The organism is Streptomyces sp. NBC_00322 (assembly GCF_036147535.1).
Lineage (GTDB): Bacteria > Actinomycetota > Actinomycetes > Streptomycetales > Streptomycetaceae > Streptomyces.
Genome location: NZ_CP108019.1, coordinates 4,251,571 through 4,267,684, shown reverse-complemented (window position 1 = coordinate 4,267,684; position 16,114 = coordinate 4,251,571). Strand labels below are relative to the sequence as shown.

Annotated in this window: 13 protein-coding genes; 8 read left to right on the top strand and 5 right to left on the bottom strand. The window is 68.8% G+C overall.

Translation table 11 applies throughout. The annotated features are described in order from the left end of the window. Positions 1-83: 83 nt before the first annotated feature. From OG905_RS19320 to OG905_RS19310, 3 genes are all read right to left on the bottom strand, one after another. Positions 84-1,166: an FG-GAP repeat domain-containing protein gene (locus tag OG905_RS19320; RefSeq protein WP_328673601.1), complete on the bottom strand. Its 1,083-nt coding sequence runs from the start codon at positions 1,164-1,166 to the stop codon at positions 84-86. A gap of 336 nt (positions 1,167-1,502) precedes the next feature. Further along, positions 1,503-3,773, bottom strand: coding sequence for a (Fe-S)-binding protein (locus OG905_RS19315; protein ID WP_328673599.1), 2,271 nt, complete (start codon positions 3,771-3,773; stop codon positions 1,503-1,505). A gap of 129 nt (positions 3,774-3,902) precedes the next feature. Next, positions 3,903-4,424, bottom strand: coding sequence for a sugar transferase (locus OG905_RS19310; RefSeq protein ID WP_328673597.1), 522 nt, complete (start codon positions 4,422-4,424; stop codon positions 3,903-3,905). 235 nt (positions 4,425-4,659) lie between these two features. Between OG905_RS19310 and dnaK the strand changes: the two genes are divergently transcribed. Genes dnaK through OG905_RS19290 form a run of 4 tightly spaced genes read left to right on the top strand, consistent with a single transcriptional unit; the run spans position 4,660 to position 8,829 of the window. Next, positions 4,660-6,519 (top strand): molecular chaperone DnaK, encoded by a 1,860-nt coding sequence (dnaK, locus tag OG905_RS19305; RefSeq protein ID WP_328673595.1) that lies wholly within the window; start codon positions 4,660-4,662, stop codon positions 6,517-6,519. Further along, positions 6,516-7,169 carry a nucleotide exchange factor GrpE gene (gene grpE, locus OG905_RS19300; protein WP_328673593.1) on the top strand — a complete coding sequence of 218 codons (654 nt, stop codon included), beginning with the start codon at positions 6,516-6,518 and terminating at the stop codon, positions 7,167-7,169. Before dnaK ends, grpE begins: the two co-directional genes overlap by 4 nt. 30 nt (positions 7,170-7,199) lie before the next feature. Further along, positions 7,200-8,384 (top strand): molecular chaperone DnaJ, encoded by a 1,185-nt coding sequence (gene dnaJ, locus OG905_RS19295; RefSeq protein ID WP_328673591.1) that lies wholly within the window; start codon positions 7,200-7,202, stop codon positions 8,382-8,384. Between the two features lies 1 nt (position 8,385). After that, positions 8,386-8,829, top strand: a complete 444-nt coding sequence (locus tag OG905_RS19290; RefSeq protein WP_328673588.1) for a heat shock protein transcriptional repressor HspR — start codon at positions 8,386-8,388, stop codon at positions 8,827-8,829. A 79-nt stretch (positions 8,830-8,908) separates the two neighbouring features. Here OG905_RS19290 and OG905_RS19285 read toward each other — a convergent pair whose 3' ends face one another. Further along, entirely contained in the window at positions 8,909-9,892 is a 984-nt protein-coding gene (locus OG905_RS19285) for a helix-turn-helix transcriptional regulator (protein ID WP_328673587.1), read from the bottom strand. A 434-nt stretch (positions 9,893-10,326) separates the two neighbouring features. Here OG905_RS19285 and OG905_RS19280 point away from each other — a divergent pair, with 434 nt between their 5' ends. Next, positions 10,327-10,647, top strand: coding sequence for a (2Fe-2S)-binding protein (locus OG905_RS19280; protein WP_142214562.1), 321 nt, complete (start codon positions 10,327-10,329; stop codon positions 10,645-10,647). A gap of 129 nt (positions 10,648-10,776) precedes the next feature. Here OG905_RS19280 and OG905_RS19275 read toward each other — a convergent pair whose 3' ends face one another. After that, entirely contained in the window at positions 10,777-11,181 is a 405-nt protein-coding gene (locus tag OG905_RS19275; protein WP_328673582.1) for a pyridoxamine 5'-phosphate oxidase family protein, read from the bottom strand. A gap of 122 nt (positions 11,182-11,303) precedes the next feature. On the opposite strand from OG905_RS19275, the gene clpB reads away from it, so the two are divergent. The 3 genes from clpB (at position 11,304) to OG905_RS19260 (ending at position 15,964) form a co-directional block, all read left to right on the top strand. Then, positions 11,304-13,922, top strand: a complete 2,619-nt coding sequence (clpB, locus tag OG905_RS19270; protein ID WP_328673580.1) for an ATP-dependent chaperone ClpB — start codon at positions 11,304-11,306, stop codon at positions 13,920-13,922. A 115-nt stretch (positions 13,923-14,037) separates the two neighbouring features. Then, a complete protein-coding gene (locus OG905_RS19265) occupies positions 14,038-14,583 on the top strand; it encodes a YbjN domain-containing protein (protein ID WP_328673578.1) in 546 nt (181 codons plus the stop codon). A gap of 247 nt (positions 14,584-14,830) precedes the next feature. Continuing rightward, entirely contained in the window at positions 14,831-15,964 is a 1,134-nt protein-coding gene (locus tag OG905_RS19260; protein ID WP_328673575.1) for an aminotransferase class I/II-fold pyridoxal phosphate-dependent enzyme, read from the top strand. Positions 15,965-16,114: the final 150 nt, after the last annotated feature.

Here is a 16,114-nt window from a genome sequence, read left to right as displayed (position 1 = left end):
ACCCACAGGCCTTTGCTGCCGACCTGTGACATCCCCTAGGGGATCCCGGTGGCGGCTGCGGAGGCCGGTTCAGTGCAGCCGGTTCAGTGCAGGAAGACCGACGTGCTGAAGGTGAGCAGCGCGGCCGTCCGCGCCGAGGCCGGATACAGCGCCACCACATCCGCCCGCTCGCCCCGGTGCGTACGTGTGACCAGGTCGGGGCGCTTGTCGCCGTCGAAGTCCGCGTACTGCAGGACGTCGGTCACCGGGCTCGTCTCGCCCGCCGGGAGGGCGGGGGACGGCGGGACGGACAGGGCGGTGAAGCCATAGCGGCCTCCCGCGCGGCCCGGGCCCTGCGGGCCGCCGAGCAGCAGTTTCCCCTTGGCCGCCGCGCCCGGCTCCGGGGCGCGGGCGGAGACCACCAGGTCGTCGTAGCCGTCGTCATTGGTATCGGGTTCGGGGGAGGGCGCGGACAGGGCGGGGCCGCCGCCCTGGACCGGGGCCGTGGCCGCGCGGGGGGCGCCGGTGCGGGCGAAGGGCCCGCGCAGGAAGCTGACCCTGCCCGCGGACGCGGTGACGGCGAGGTCGGTGGAGCCGTCGCCGTCGAAGTCGCCGCAGACGGGGTGGTCGGGCCACTCGCTTCCGTAACGGGCCTGCTCGGGGATGCGCAGGACGACCGCCTTGCCCGCGAGCCCGGCCGGGGAGCCGAAGAGGACCTGGAGCGGTACGGGTGGGCGGCCGATGCCGTCGTACGGCGGGTCGGTGGCCACGATCAGGTCGGAGAAGCCGTCCTTGTCGAGGTCGCAGGCGGCCTCGGCGTCGAAGGCGGCGGGCAGGGTGCCGCCGACCGGCGCTGCGTTGGCCCGCGGGGTGAGCAGGCGGCGTACGGACGGGTCGAGGGCGCGGGGGCCGGCGGTGCCGTAGACGACGCCGATGCCCGCGTCGTCGCCGTGGCTGTCGCCGGGGGCCTTCACCAGGTCGTTCAGTACGAGGTCGCGGTGGCCGTCGCCGTTGAAGTCGGCGGGGACGCGGCTGCCCTTGCCGCGGGGAACGGGCAGGCCGGCGGCCCGGGCGGCGAGCGGGGCGGTGTCGCCGTTCTTGGCGGGGGTGGGCCGCTGGGGCTCGGAGGTGCTCGTGCAGCCCGCCAGCAGCACCACGCAGGCGCAGGCAGCGATCGTCGCCGCCACGGGCCCCAGTCCTGTCCGCACAACTCACCTCGTCCGTCTCGTTCGTCATCAGCCGCCTCACGATGCTCGTTCGGCGCTCGCCTCAGGGCAATGGCTCCGGCGAGATCGCTGGTCAATGGTTATCCGGTGAGCATCCGTAGCTTCGTGGATGTCGCAGCCGCGAAGGGCTCCAGACACGGCACATCAGGCGTCAGCTCACCGGCCTGGGCTGCGCGATGCCGCGCCGTCGCGGCAACTGGCGTACGCACGCGGCAACTGACAGACAGAAGCGGCCGGTTCTGCCCCCGAGGCAGATCCGGCCGCTGCTGCGTCTTCCAGTCTTCCAGTCTTCCGGAACTACTTCACCGGCTCCGGCTCCGGTGCGTCCTGCGACTCCGTCTCACCCGCGGGCTCGGCCGGAGGCGTCTTCACCGAGTCGAGCAGCAGTTGCGCGACATCCACGACCTGCAGGCTCTCCTTCGCCTGGCCGTCGTTCTTCTTGCCGTTGACGGAGTCCGTCAGCATGACGAGGCAGAACGGGCAGGCGGTCGAGACGATGTCCGGGTTCAGCGACAGCGCCTCGTCCACACGCTCGGTGTTGATGCGCTTGCCGATCCGCTCCTCCATCCACATGCGCGCGCCACCGGCGCCACAGCAGAAGCCGCGCTCCTTGTGACGGTGCATCTCCTGCTGGCGCAGGCCGGGGACGGCGGACATGATCTCGCGCGGCGGCGTGTAGACCTTGTTGTGGCGGCCCAGGTAGCAGGGGTCGTGATACGTGATCAGACCCTCGACCGGCGTCACCGGAATGAGCTTGCCCTCGTCGATGAGGTGCTGGAGCAGCTGCGTGTGGTGGATGACCTCGAACTCGCCGCCCAGCTGCGGGTATTCGTTCGCGATCGTGTTGAAGCAGTGCGGGCAGGTCGCGACGATCTTCTTCGACGACTTGGGCTTCTTCGTCGTCTCGTCCTCGTCGTCCTCTCCGTAGGCCATGTTCAGCATGGCCACGTTCTCCTGGCCGAGCTGCTGGAACAGCGGCTCGTTGCCCAGGCGCCGGGCGGAGTCACCCGTGCACTTCTCGTCGCCGCCCATGATCGCGAACTTCACGCCCGCGATGTGCAGCAGCTCCGCGAAGGCCTTGGTGGTCTTCTTGGCCCGGTCCTCCAGGGCGCCCGCGCAGCCGACCCAGTACAGGTAGTCGACCTCGCTCAGGTCCTCGACGTCCTTGCCGACGATCGGGACCTCGAAGTCGACCTCCTTGGTCCACTCGACGCGCTGCTTCTTGGCGAGCCCCCAGGGGTTGCCCTTCTTCTCCAGGTTCTTGAGCATCGTGCCCGCCTCGGACGGGAACGCGGACTCGATCATCACCTGGTAGCGGCGCATGTCGACGATGTGGTCGATGTGCTCGATGTCGACCGGGCACTGCTCCACGCACGCACCGCAGGTGGTGCAGGACCACAGAACGTCCGGGTCGATGACGCCGTTCTCCTCCAGCGTCCCGATCAGGGGGCGCTCGGCCTCCGCGAGAGCGGCCGCGGGGACGTCCTTGAGAGCCTCGGCAGAAGCCTTCTCCTCGCCCTCCATCGTCTTGCCGCCGCCGGCGAGCAGATACGGGGCCTTGGCGTGCGCGTGGTCGCGCAGCGACATGATCAGGAGCTTGGGGGACAGCGGCTTTCCGGTGTTCCAGGCCGGGCACTGCGACTGGCAGCGGCCGCACTCCGTACACGTGGAGAAGTCGAGGATGCCCTTCCAGGAGAACTGCTCGACCTGGGAGACGCCGAAGACGTCGTCCTCGCCCGGGTCCTCGAAGTCGATCTCCTTGCCGCCGCTGGTCATCGGCTGCAGGGCGCCGAGAGCGGTGGAGCCGTCGGCGTTCCGCTTGAACCAGATGTTCGGGAAGCCGAGGAAGCGGTGCCAGGCGACACCCATGTTGGTGTTGAGCGAGACCGTGATCATCCAGATCAGCGAGGTGCCGATCTTGATCATCGCGGTGAAGTAGATCAGCGTCTGGAGCGTGGGGACGCTCAGCCCCTTGAAGGCCAGGACCAGGGGGTACGAGACGAAGTACGCCGGCTCGTAGCTGTCGACGTGGTGGATCGCGCCCTCGAGCCCGCGCAGGGCGAGGATCGCGAGGCCGATCGTGAGGATGACGTACTCGACGAAGTACGCCTGCCAGGCCTTGGAGCCCGCGAAGCGCGACTTGCGGCCTGCCCGCGAGGGCAGGTTGAGCAGCCGGATCGTCATCAGCACGACGATGCCGATGACCGTCATGATGCCGATGAACTCGATGTACATCTCGAACGGCAGGAAGCCGCCGATGACCGGCAGCGTCCAGTCCGCCTCGAAGAGCTGGCCGTACGCCTGCGCCAGGGTCGGCGGGAGGGTCAGGAAGCCGATCGCTACGAACCAGTGCGCGAAGCCCACGATCCCCCACCGGTTCATCCGGGTGTGGCCGAGGAACTCCTTGACCAGGGTGATCGAGCGCTGCTTCGGGTCGTCGGTGCGGCTGCCTGCCGGGACCGGCTGACCGAGCTTCACGAAGCGGTAGATCTGCGCGACGGCTCGGGCGATGAGCGCAACGCCGACCACGGTCAGGACCAGCGACACGATGATCGCGGCGAGTTGCATTTGGGGGCTCCTCGGGCCTGCGAGGGTGGGGATCTCGACAGTCTACTAAGCGGTAACTTAATCAGTCCGTGCTGAGCGTACCCACTTATTCCGCCGCACTGTAGTTGCGCAGCCGGTGATCTGTGTCGCTCAGGCAAGCCTGACCGGACGGGCCGCGCGGCGTCCGGCGATCGCGGTCGGCAGGGTCCGGACCAGGATCAACAGGTCCAGTCCCAGCCAGTGCTGCTCCACATAATGTAGATCGAGCACGCCCATTTCCTCCCAGGGGAGCTCGGAGCGGCCGCTGATCTGCCACAGCCCCGTGATTCCGGGGCGTACGCAGAGGCGGGCCCGGCCCGCGGCGGAGGCGTCTTCCCCGGGCGGAAGCGGCCGGGGACCCACGAGCGACATCTCCCCGCGCACCACATTGATCAGCTGCGGCAGATTGTCCAGGAAGTGGCGGCGCAGCAGCCGTCCTGCGGGTGAGGCCGGTGTCGTACGGAACGACAGCATCGCAAACGTGGACCCGCCCAGGCCCGCCCTGTCGCGGCGGGTCAGGAGCGGGCCCCGGGTGGTCGAGGCGACGGCGGCGGTGAGGGCGAGCAGCACGGGGGACAGGAGCAGCAGCAGGATCAGACTGCCCGTCAGGTCGATGGCTCGCTTCGCAGGCATGGACGCACGCCCTTTGGCTTCTATTGACCGCTTTTGCGGCTATGACTCTCCCAGATGGGGGCATCCGTGAAGGGGTGCGCCACGCGCTGCGGCGGACTTGGGGCGCAGGTCGGGGGGCGGGCTGCAGGTAAGTGCCGGATAAAAGTTGAGTGGGGTCGACTCAGCTCTGTTGACGTCGTCGACTCGGTCATGCATCCTTGAGCCAGATCCACTCAAGTCAGCTGGAGGAATTGAAATGGCACGTGCGGTCGGCATCGACCTGGGCACGACTAACTCCGTCGTCAGCGTTCTGGAGGGCGGCGAGCCCACCGTCATCACCAACGCCGAGGGTGCCAGGACCACGCCGTCCGTCGTCGCCTTCGCGAAGAACGGTGAGGTGCTGGTCGGCGAGGTAGCGAAGCGTCAGGCAGTCACGAACGTCGACAGGACCATCCGGTCGGTCAAGCGCCACATGGGCACCGACTGGAAGATCGAGCTCGACGGGAAGACCTTCAACCCGCAGCAGATGAGCGCCTTCATCCTGCAGAAGCTGAAGCGCGACGCGGAGTCCTACCTCGGCGAGAAGGTCACCGACGCGGTGATCACCGTCCCGGCGTACTTCAACGACTCCGAGCGCCAGGCCACCAAGGAGGCCGGTGAGATCGCGGGTCTGAACGTCCTGCGTATCGTCAACGAGCCGACGGCGGCCGCCCTGGCCTACGGCCTCGACAAGGACGACCAGACCATCCTCGTCTTCGACCTCGGTGGCGGCACCTTCGACGTCTCGCTGCTGGAGATCGGCGACGGCGTCGTCGAGGTGAAGGCCACCAACGGTGACAACCACCTCGGTGGTGACGACTGGGACCAGCGCGTCGTCGACTACCTGGTGAAGCAGTTCGCCAACGGTCACGGCGTGGACCTGTCCAAGGACAAGATGGCTCTCCAGCGTCTCCGCGAGGCCGCGGAGAAGGCGAAGATCGAGCTGTCGTCCTCGACCGAGACGAACATCAACCTGCCCTACATCACGGCCTCCGCCGAGGGCCCGCTGCACCTGGACGAGAAGCTCACGCGCGCTCAGTTCCAGCAGCTCACCGCGGACCTCCTGGAGCGCTGCAAGACCCCGTTCCACAACGTCATCAAGGACGCCGGCATCCAGCTGTCCGAGATCGACCACGTGGTCCTGGTCGGCGGCTCGACCCGTATGCCCGCCGTCGCCGAGCTCGTCAAGGAGCTCACCGGCGGCCAGGACGCCAACAAGGGTGTGAACCCCGACGAGGTCGTCGCCATCGGTGCCGCTCTGCAGGCCGGTGTCCTCAAGGGTGAGGTCAAGGACGTCCTGCTCCTCGACGTGACCCCGCTGTCCCTGGGTATCGAGACCAAGGGCGGCATCATGACCAAGCTGATCGAGCGCAACACCACGATCCCGACCAAGCGCTCGGAGATCTTCACGACGGCCGAGGACAACCAGCCGTCCGTGCAGATCCAGGTCTACCAGGGCGAGCGCGAGATCGCGGCGTACAACAAGAAGCTCGGGATGTTCGAGCTGACCGGTCTGCCGCCGGCCCCGCGCGGGGTCCCGCAGATCGAGGTCGCCTTCGACATCGACGCCAACGGCATCATGCACGTGACCGCGAAGGACCTGGGCACGGGCAAGGAGCAGAAGATGACCGTCACCGGCGGCTCCTCGCTGCCGAAGGACGAGGTCGACCGGATGCGCCAGGAGGCCGAGCAGTACGCGGACGAGGACCACCGCCGCCGCGAGGCCGCCGAGTCCCGCAACCAGGGCGAGCAGCTCGTCTACCAGACCGAGAAGTTCCTCAAGGACAACGAGGACAAGGTCCCCGGTGACGTCAGGACCGAGGTCGAGACCGCGCTCACCGAGCTGAAGGAGAAGCTCAAGGGCGAGGACACGGCCGAGATCCGCACGGCGACCGAGAAGGTCGCCGCGGTCAGCCAGAAGCTCGGCCAGGCGATGTACGCCAACGCCGCCCCCGAGGGTGGCGCGGCCCCCGGCGCCGAGGGCGCCCCGGCCGGCGAGCAGCCCCAGGCCGAGGACGATGTGGTCGACGCCGAGATCGTCGACGACGAGAAGCCGAAGAAGGACGGTGCCGCGTGACGGAGGAGACCCCGGGCTTCGAGGAGAAGCCCGACGTCCCCTCAGGCGCCACCTCTGACGACGCCGCCGCGTCCGCCGAGTCCTCCGAGAAGGAGGGCCCGGCGGCCCCGGCAGGGGACGCAGCAGCAGAGATCGCAGGCCTGACGGCTCAGCTGGACCAGGTGCGCATGGCGCTCAACGAGCGCACCGCGGACCTCCAGCGGCTCCAGGCCGAGTACCAGAACTACCGCCGTCGTGTGGAGCGCGACCGGATCACGGTCAAGGAGATCGCCACGGCGACTCTGCTGACCGAGCTCCTGCCCGTGCTCGACGACATCGGCCGTGCCCGTGATCACGGGGAGCTGGTGGGCGGGTTCAAGTCGGTTGCCGAGTCTCTCGAGACGGCCGCAGCCAAGATGGGCCTGCAGCAGTTCGGCAAGGAGGGCGAGCCCTTCGACCCGACGATCCACGAGGCCCTGATGCACTCGTACGCACCGGATGTCGCCGAGACCACGTGCGTCGCGGTCCTGCAGCCGGGGTATCGCATCGGCGAACGGACCATCAGGCCCGCACGGGTCGCGGTGGCCGAGCCCCAGCCGGGCGCGGCGCCCGCGGCCTCGAAGGACGAGACGGCGAACGACGAGGAGAGCGGTGGCCCGGACGAGGGCTGACGCAATGATTGTCCGAGAGGAGGGACGTCGATGAGCACGAAGGACTTCGTCGAGAAGGACTACTACAAGGTCCTCGGCGTCCCCAAGGACGCCACCGAGGCCGAGATCAAGAAGGCGTACCGGAAGCTCGCCCGCGAGTTCCACCCGGACGCCAACAAGGGCGACGCCAAGGCGGAGGAGCGCTTCAAGGAGATCTCCGAGGCCCATGACATCCTCGGCGACCCCAAGCGGCGCAAGGAGTACGACGAGGCACGCGCCCTCTTCGGCAACGGTGGCTTCCGCGCCGGCGCGCCGGGCGGCCCCGGCGGCTCCTTCAACTTCGACCTGGGCGACCTCTTCGGCGGCGCCCAGGGCGGCACGCAAGGGGGTGCCGGCGGCTTCGGCGGCGGTCTCGGCGACGTGTTCGGCGGGCTGTTCAACCGCGGCGCCGGCCCGGGTACGCGTACCCAGCCGCGCCGCGGCCAGGACATCGAGTCCGAGGTGACGCTCAGCTTCACCGAGGCGGTCGACGGGGCCACGGTCCCGCTGCGGATGTCCAGCTCGGCCGCCTGCAAGGCCTGTTCGGGCACCGGCGACAAGAACGGCACGCCTCGCGTGTGCCCGACCTGTGTCGGCACCGGCCAGGTCTCGCGCGGCGGCAGCGGCTCCTTCTCGCTCACCGACCCGTGCGTTGACTGCAAGGGCCGCGGGCTGATCGCGCAGGACCCCTGCGAGGTCTGCAAGGGCAGCGGGCGGGCCCGTTCCTCGCGCACCATGCAGGTCCGGATCCCGGCGGGCGTCTCCGACGGCCAGCGGATCCGGCTGCGCGGCAAGGGAGCCCCGGGCGAACGGGGCGGCCCGGCGGGCGACTTGTACGTCGTCGTGCACGTCGACTCCCATCCGGTCTTCGGCCGCAAGGGCGACAACCTCACGGTCACCGTGCCCGTCACCTATACGGAGGCGGCGCTCGGCGGCGAGGTGAAGGTGCCCACGCTCGGCGGTCCGCCGGTCACGCTGAAGCTGCCCGCGGGGACACCCAACGGCCGTACGATGCGTGCCCGCGGCAAGGGCGCGGTCCGCAAGGACGGCACCCGCGGCGACCTGCTGGTCACCGTCGAGGTCGCGGTCCCCGAGGAGCTCAGCGACAAGGCGAAGGAAGCGCTGGAGGCCTACCGCGAAGCCACCGCGGACGAGGACCCGCGGGCCGAGCTGTTCCAGGCCGCGAAGGGAGCATGAGATGGACGGTCGTCGCCGCAACCCCTACGAACTGACCGACGAGTCGCCGGTGTACGTCATTTCGGTGGCGGCCCAGCTCTCGGGCCTGCATCCGCAGACGCTGCGGCAGTACGACCGGCTTGGTCTCGTCTCCCCCGACCGCACCGCGGGACGGGGCCGGCGCTACAGTGCCCGTGACATCGAACTGCTGCGCACCGTCCAGCAGTTGTCGCAGGACGAGGGCATCAACCTGGCCGGAATCAAGCGCATCATCGAACTGGAGAACCAGGTCGCTGCGCTTCAGCAAAGGGTTGCCGAGCTGTCGGCCGCAGTCGAGGGAGCGGCTGCGGCGATGCAGCAGCGCGAGGCCCAGGTGCATGCCTCCTACCGGCGCGATCTCGTGCCGTACCAGGATGTGCAGCAGGCGAGCGCACTGGTGGTCTGGCGACCCAAGCGTTCCGAATAGGCCATGTCTCGGCCCGAAGGGGCGGTGGAGCAACGCGAGTTGCTCCACCGCCCCTTCGGTGTATGGGTTTCGGTCACGTTCAGGACTCGTGTTCCAGGATTCCCGACTGGGCGATCAGATAGCCCAGCTGGGTCCGGCTGCCGCTGCCCAACGACGAGCCCAGCTTGGCGATATGAGCCCGGCAGGTACGGACATTCATCCCGAGCCGGCGGGCGATGGCCTCGTCCACATGCCCTTCGACCAGCAGCTTCGCGATCGAGCGCTGGATGCCGGTGATGCCGTCCAGGTCCGGTCCGTACGAGATCGGCTCCTCCCACGCGATGCCGTGCAGCCAGAACTGCTCGAAGACGCCGACCAGATACTCGACGATGCCCTTGTGCCGCAGTTCCAGCGCGGACAGCCGGTCGCTGCTCGCCGGGATGAAGGCCACTCTCCGGTCCACGATGATCAGCCGGTCGATGATCTCCTCCAGCGTGCGCACCTCCACGCCGGAGGGCCCCACTTGCTCCATGTAGGCGAGCGTGGCGGGGTGGTGGCGGGCCGTGTGCTGGTAGAGAGTGCGCATACGGACGCCGCGGTCGATGAGCGGCTCCACGCGGCGCAGCGCCTTTTCCAGGATGTGGGGCTGTCGCCCGCTGCCGGGCTGGACAGTGAGAAGCTCCTCGGTGCAGTCTGCGGTGACTTGGTCGAGGGTTGTGTTGATGCGGTTGAGGCCCTCGAGGACGGTAATCCCTTGTGGGACGGTGGAGTTCTGAGCGGTGAACGCCATGAATGGCTCAAGAGCATCGGTCAGAGCGACAGTTCGTCGTCGACGCTCTTGGATCTCCCGCTCGATGGGGTGTATCAGCTGTGTCAGCGCAGTGGTCGGCGGGACCGGTCGGAGCCACTGAGCGTCGTCGGGATCCGGGTGCAGCAGGGCGAGATCGAAGAGGCAGGGTGTTGATTCCGCCTCTGACCGGGCTATACGCCCGGTGCGCAGTGCGGTGATGTAGAGACTTTTCCCCGCCTCGCACAGCTCGCCGTCTGCGTGAGGGTGTCCCGTTTCGCCCTCATTAGATGGCATATGCACCCCCTCAGGCTCCTGCATTACAGGAACATGATGCCTGCCGTCGCTGGTGCAAGCGTTCGGAGTGAGACATCGTCTTATGCGCGGGGGAGGAGGAATGATCAAAAGAGGTGGAGATCACCCATGTCTAGGACGCTACGTGCTCTTTGTGCTCTTGCCATAGCGGCGGCCGCGCTCGGTGCGGTGGCCTCCGGTGAGCCCTCCTGGGGTAGCTCTCCCGCCGGCGCGGTGACGGCAGCCCCTGGGGAACCGTCGTGGGGTTTCGCTCCCGCTGACGCTGTGGCCGGAACGCCCGGTGAGCCCTCCTGGGGCGTTGTGGCACCGGCGGACGCGTCGGCTCCCGGTGAGCCTTCATGGGGTGTCGCTCCGGCTGACGCCGCGGGCACGCCCGGTGAGCCCTCCTGGGGTGTCGCTCCGGCCCGCACGGACGCATGACCGTTCCACCGGACGACCGGGTCTTCCGGCGCGAGATGGCTACGGCTTATCGATCGGGGTGGCATTTCATCGACCTCGTCACGGCAATCCCCCACCGTGGCGACTCGTTGATGGTCACCCTCTTCGGAGAGCCGATCGTCGTGGCGCGCGAGGAGGACGAAGACGTCCGTGCGTATCGGTGCCTTCGCCGGCCCCGTGGAGCTCCGCAGCCCGTCCGCTGTGCCATCCGGTACGGCATGATTTTCGTCAATCTCGATCAACGCGATCACCAGTTGGTCGAGCCCGACACCACCACCGCCACCCCCCGCAGTGCCTGAGCGGTTCCCCCGTCGTTGTAAATCGCTCGGGCGCTTCCCCCACACAGCGGCGCCATCGTGGACCTGAAACGCGATGGCGCCGCTGTGCTTTTCCCGTACGGAAGGCATGTACGGGGAACGTGAGCCCGGCTAGGCCCGGCCCATCGCCCGCGTCAGGGCGATCTCGATCAGCACCCGGTCCGGATTCGGGGCCGGTGTGCGCCCGTAGCGTTCCGCGTAACGCTCCACCGCGTCCGCGATGAGCTCGGGCTCCGTACGGACCCTCGCGCGGCCCTCCAGGGTCGCCCAGCGCCCCTTGTCGACCTGGCAGACCGCGACCGGCGCGCCGTCCGGGCCCGCGGCCAGGATGTTGGCGACCTTGTGGCTGTGCTTATTGGTGATGACGCGGGCGAGTCCGCCCTCCGGGTCGTACGTGACGCCGACCGCGACGACGTGAGGGGTGCCGTCCTGGCGCGGGGTCGTCAGTGTGCACATGTGGTACTCACGCCAGAAGGTGAGGAAGGACGCGTCGGGGCTGCGCGGGTCGATGGCCATGCCCGGAACCTACCGGCGGCAGCTACCGCTCACTAGGTTGAGTGGAATAGACTCAACTTTGTGCACGCTGAATGAGTCAGTGTGAAAGAACAGACCCCTACCAGCGAGGAGGAGAGACCGCAGTGGACGCCGAGCTGACCAACAAGAGCCGGGATGCGCTCAACGCCGCCACCAGTCGGGCGGTGTCCGCAGGGCATCCCGATCTGACCCCCGCGCATCTGCTGCTCGCGCTGCTCGCGGGCGAGGACAACGAGAACATCGTCGATCTGCTGGCCGCCGTCGAGGCGGACCAGGTGGCCGTGCGCGCCGGGGCCGAGCGGGTGCTCGCGGCCCAGCCCAGCGTGACCGGCTCGACCGTCGCCCCGCCCCAGCCCAACCGGGAGCTGCTGGCGGTCATCGCGGATGCCGCCCAGCGGGCCAAGGAGCTCGGGGACGAGTACCTGTCCACCGAGCACCTGCTCATCGGTATCGCCGCCAAGGGCGGGCAGGCCGGAGAGGTGCTGGCCCAGCAGGGAGCCACGGCGAAGAAGCTGCTGGACGCGTTCGAGACGGTAAGGGGAGGGCGCCGGGTGACAACTCCCGACCCCGAGGGGCAGTACAAGGCACTGGAGAAGTTCGGTACGGACTTCACCGCCGCCGCCCGCGAGGGCAAGCTCGATCCGGTCATCGGCCGGGACCAGGAGATCCGCCGGGTCGTCCAGGTGCTGTCCCGCCGCACCAAGAACAACCCGGTGCTGATCGGTGAGCCCGGCGTCGGCAAGACCGCCGTCGTCGAAGGGCTCGCGCAGCGCATCGTCAAGGGAGATGTCCCCGAGTCCCTGAAGAACAAGCGGCTCGTCTCGCTGGATCTCGGTGCGATGGTCGCGGGTGCGAAGTACCGCGGTGAGTTCGAGGAGCGGCTGAAGACCGTCCTTTCCGAGATCAGGGCGAGCGACGGCCAGATCATCACCTTCATCGACGAGCTGCACACCGTGGTGGGCGCGGGCGCCGGCGGCGACTCGGCCATGGACGCGGGCAACATGCTCAAGCCGATGCTGGCGCGCGGCGAGCTGCGCATGGTCGGCGCCACCACGCTCGACGAGTACCGCGAGCGGATCGAGAAGGACGCGGCCCTGGAGCGGCGCTTCCAGCAGGTGCTGGTCGACGAGCCGACCGTCGAGGACACGATCGCGATCCTGCGTGGGCTCAAGGGCCGCTACGAAGCCCACCACAAGGTGCAGATCGCGGACAGTGCGCTGGTCGCCGCGGCGACCCTCTCCGACCGGTACATCACCTCGCGCTTCCTTCCCGACAAGGCCATCGACCTCGTCGACGAGTCCGCCTCCCGGCTGCGGATGGAGATCGACTCCTCGCCCGTCGAGATCGACGAGCTGCAGCGCGCCGTGGACCGGCTGAAGATGGAGGAGCTCGCGCTCAAGAACGAGACCGACCCCGGCTCCAGGCAGCGGCTTGAGAAGCTGCGCCGCGACCTCGCCGACAAGGAGGAGGAGCTGCGCGGTCTCACGGCGCGCTGGGAGAAGGAGAAGCAGGGCCTCAACCGCGTCGGTGAGCTGAAGGAGAAGCTCGACGAGCTGCGCGGCCAGGCCGAACGGGCCCAGCGCGACGGCGACTTCGACACCGCGTCCAAGCTGCTGTACGGCGAGATCCCCGCCCTGGAGCATGAGCTGGAGGAGGCCTCCGAGGCGGAGCAGGAGGCGGCCAAGGACACCATGGTCAAGGAGGAGGTCGGCCCCGACGACATCGCCGATGTGGTGGCCTCCTGGACCGGTATTCCGGCCGGGCGGCTCCTGGAGGGCGAGACGCAGAAGCTGCTGCGGATGGAGCAGGAGCTGGGCAAGCGGCTGATCGGCCAGAGCGAGGCCGTCCAGGCCGTGTCCGACGCGGTACGCAGGACGCGCGCCGGGATCGCCGACCCCGACCGGCCCACCGGCTCGTTCCTCTTCCTCGGCCCGACCGGTGTCGGCAAGACCGAACTGGCCAAGGCGCTCGCGGACTTCCTCTTCGACGACGAGCGGGCGATGGTCCGTATCGACATGTCGGAGTACGGCGAGAAGCACTCCGTCGCCCGCCTCGTCGGCGCCCCGCCGGGGTACGTCGGCTACGAGGAGGGCGGCCAGCTCACCGAGGCCGTCCGCAGGCGCCCGTACTCCGTCGTCCTGCTCGACGAGGTGGAGAAGGCACACCCCGAGGTCTTCGACATCCTGCTGCAGGTACTCGACGACGGGCGGCTGACCGACGGCCAGGGGCGGACGGTGGACTTCCGCAACACCATCCTGGTCCTGACGTCGAACCTCGGCAGCCAGTATCTGGTCGAGCCGCTCACCAGCGACGAGGAGAAGAAGCAGCAGGTCCTGGAGGTCGTACGGGCCTCCTTCAAGCCGGAGTTCCTCAACCGGCTCGACGACCTGGTGGTCTTCTCCGCGCTGAGCAAGGAGGAGCTGAGCCGGATCGCCGAGCTGCAGATCGGCCGCCTCGCCAAGCGTCTGGCCGAGCGCCGGCTGACGCTGGAGGTCACTCCTGGGGCGCTTCAGTGGCTGGCCGACGAGGGCATGGACCCGGCGTACGGAGCGCGCCCGCTGCGCCGTCTGGTGCAGACCGCGATCGGCGACCGGCTCGCGAAGGAGATCCTCGCGGGCGAGATCACGGACGGCGACACGGTGCGGGTGGACCGTTTCGGGGACGGCCTGATCGTGGGACCGGCCACCGGAAAGACCGGACCGGCCACCGGAAAGACGCTGTAAGGCCGCTGGAAGAGTCCACTCGGACTACGCCACGAGCGGACCCGTCGGGTGGGGGTTGCCAGCCCCCGCCCGAGATGGGGGAGGATGGCAGGAACCGTACGAAGGGAAATCCACGGTGACCATCGATCCGTCCTCGATTCCGAATTTCGGGGGCCAGCCCCAGCCTCAGGCCGCAGGACCGGCGGGCCCCGTCGTTCCCGACCAGGACCTGGTCAAGCAGCTCCTCGACCAGATGGAACTGAAGTACGTCGTCGACGACGAGGGTGACCTCGCGGCGCCGTGGGAGGAATTCCGTACGTACTTCATGTTCCGCGGCGAGGCCGACCAGCAGGTCTTCTCCGTGCGGACCTTCTACGACCGTCCGCACGCCGTCGAGGACAAGCCGAAGATCCTCGACGCGGTCGACGACTGGAACCGCCGCACGCTGTGGCCCAAGGTCTACACCCACCTCCACGAGGAGGAGGAGGACGGCCCCACCATCCGCCTCATCGGCGAGGCCCAGATGCTGATCGGCACGGGCGTCAGCCTGGAGCACTTCGTCTCCTCGACGGTGAGCTGGGTCCGTGCCGCCATCGAGTTCGACAAGTGGCTCGCGGAGCAGCTCGGCCTGGAGACGGCGGACGAGAAGCCCGCCGACGAGAAGCCCGACGACGAGGCCTGAGCAGACACGTCCCGTTGGCGAACGACAGCCCGGCCAGTGCGACGGTCACCACGACCGCCGCCCTCGGCCGGGCTTTTGTCAGCGCGACGGCCCGCTGCAGCGCCTGCTCAGGCCTATCGTGAGGGCCGGATCTCCTGGTTGACGGACTCACTCGGGAAAGCGGGATCGCATGAACACGGCAGGGACGGCTGACACGCGCGGCGTCGTGGGCTCGGCAGGCTGGAGTCCTGCGGCTCGGGTACACGGCATGGGCACGTCGATCTTCACGGAGATGACGGAGCTGGCGCGGAGTACCGGGGCCGTGAACCTCGGGCAAGGCGTGCCGGAGCTGGCGAGTCCGCCCGTACTGCTCAAAGGCGTGGCGGACGCGGTGCTCGCGGGCAGCAACCAGTACCCGCCGGCTCATGGGTTCCCTGCGCTGCGCGAGGCTGTCGCCGCTCATCAGCTGCGGCGGTACGGCCTCGACTACCGGCCTCAGGGGGAGGTGCTGGTGACGACGGGCGCGACGGAAGCCCTCGCCGCGGCCCTCCTGGCGCTCTGCGATCCCGGCGACGAGGTCATCGCCTTCGACCCCTGCTACGACGCCTACGCTGCCGACGCCCGCCTCGCCGGGGCCCGGTTGGTCGCCGTTCCCCTCGTCCTCGACGGCGACGGGTTCGCCCTCGACGCGGACGCGCTGCGCGCGGCCGTTTCCCCGCGTACCCGGGTGCTGATCCTCAACACCCCGCACAACCCCACGGGCATGGTCTTCAAGGCCGAGGAGCTCGAAGCCGTCGCGGATGTGTGCCGTGAACACGCGCTGACGGTGATCACGGACGAGGTCTACGAACACCTCGTCTACGGCGACGGCGCGCGCCATCGGTCCATTGCCGCTCTGCCGGGGATGCGGGAGCGGACGGTGGTCATCTCCTCGGCGGGCAAGACCTTCAACACGACGGGCTGGAAGGTCGGTTGGGTCTGCGGACCCGCGCCGCTCGTCGCCGCGGTGGGCGCGGCCAAGCAGTTCCTGACGTACGCCTCGGGTACCCCGTACCAGGAAGCGCTGGCGCAGGCACTCGGCTCGGTGGAGGAATGGGCGGCCGGTCTGCGCGACACGCTGCGGGCGAACCGCGACCTGCTGAGCGACGGCCTGGCGGAAGCCGGACTGCGGCCCTTCCGCGCGGACGCCGGCTATTTCGTGCAGGCGGACGTGCGGCCGTGGGGATACGCGGACGGGGTCGAGTTCTGCCGGAAGCTGCCGGAGCGCGCGGGTGTCGTGGCCATCCCGACGTCGGCGTTCTACCTGGGCGCGAACGCTCCGGCCTGGCTGGTCCGATTCTCGTTCTGCAAGCGCGAGGACTCGATCCGCAAGGCCGTCGACCAGCTGATCACCGCGCGCTGATCGCAGCCGGGCTGTGCCGCACCCGGAAAGGCTGCTGCGTGCCTTGCGCCGGGCGGCCCGGTCCGGGCATGTTTGGCCGCAGAGCACTTTGCGGTGTTAGAAAGGCAATGTGGTCAAACGCTCCGACCGATTCCGGAGCGCACCGGTTCG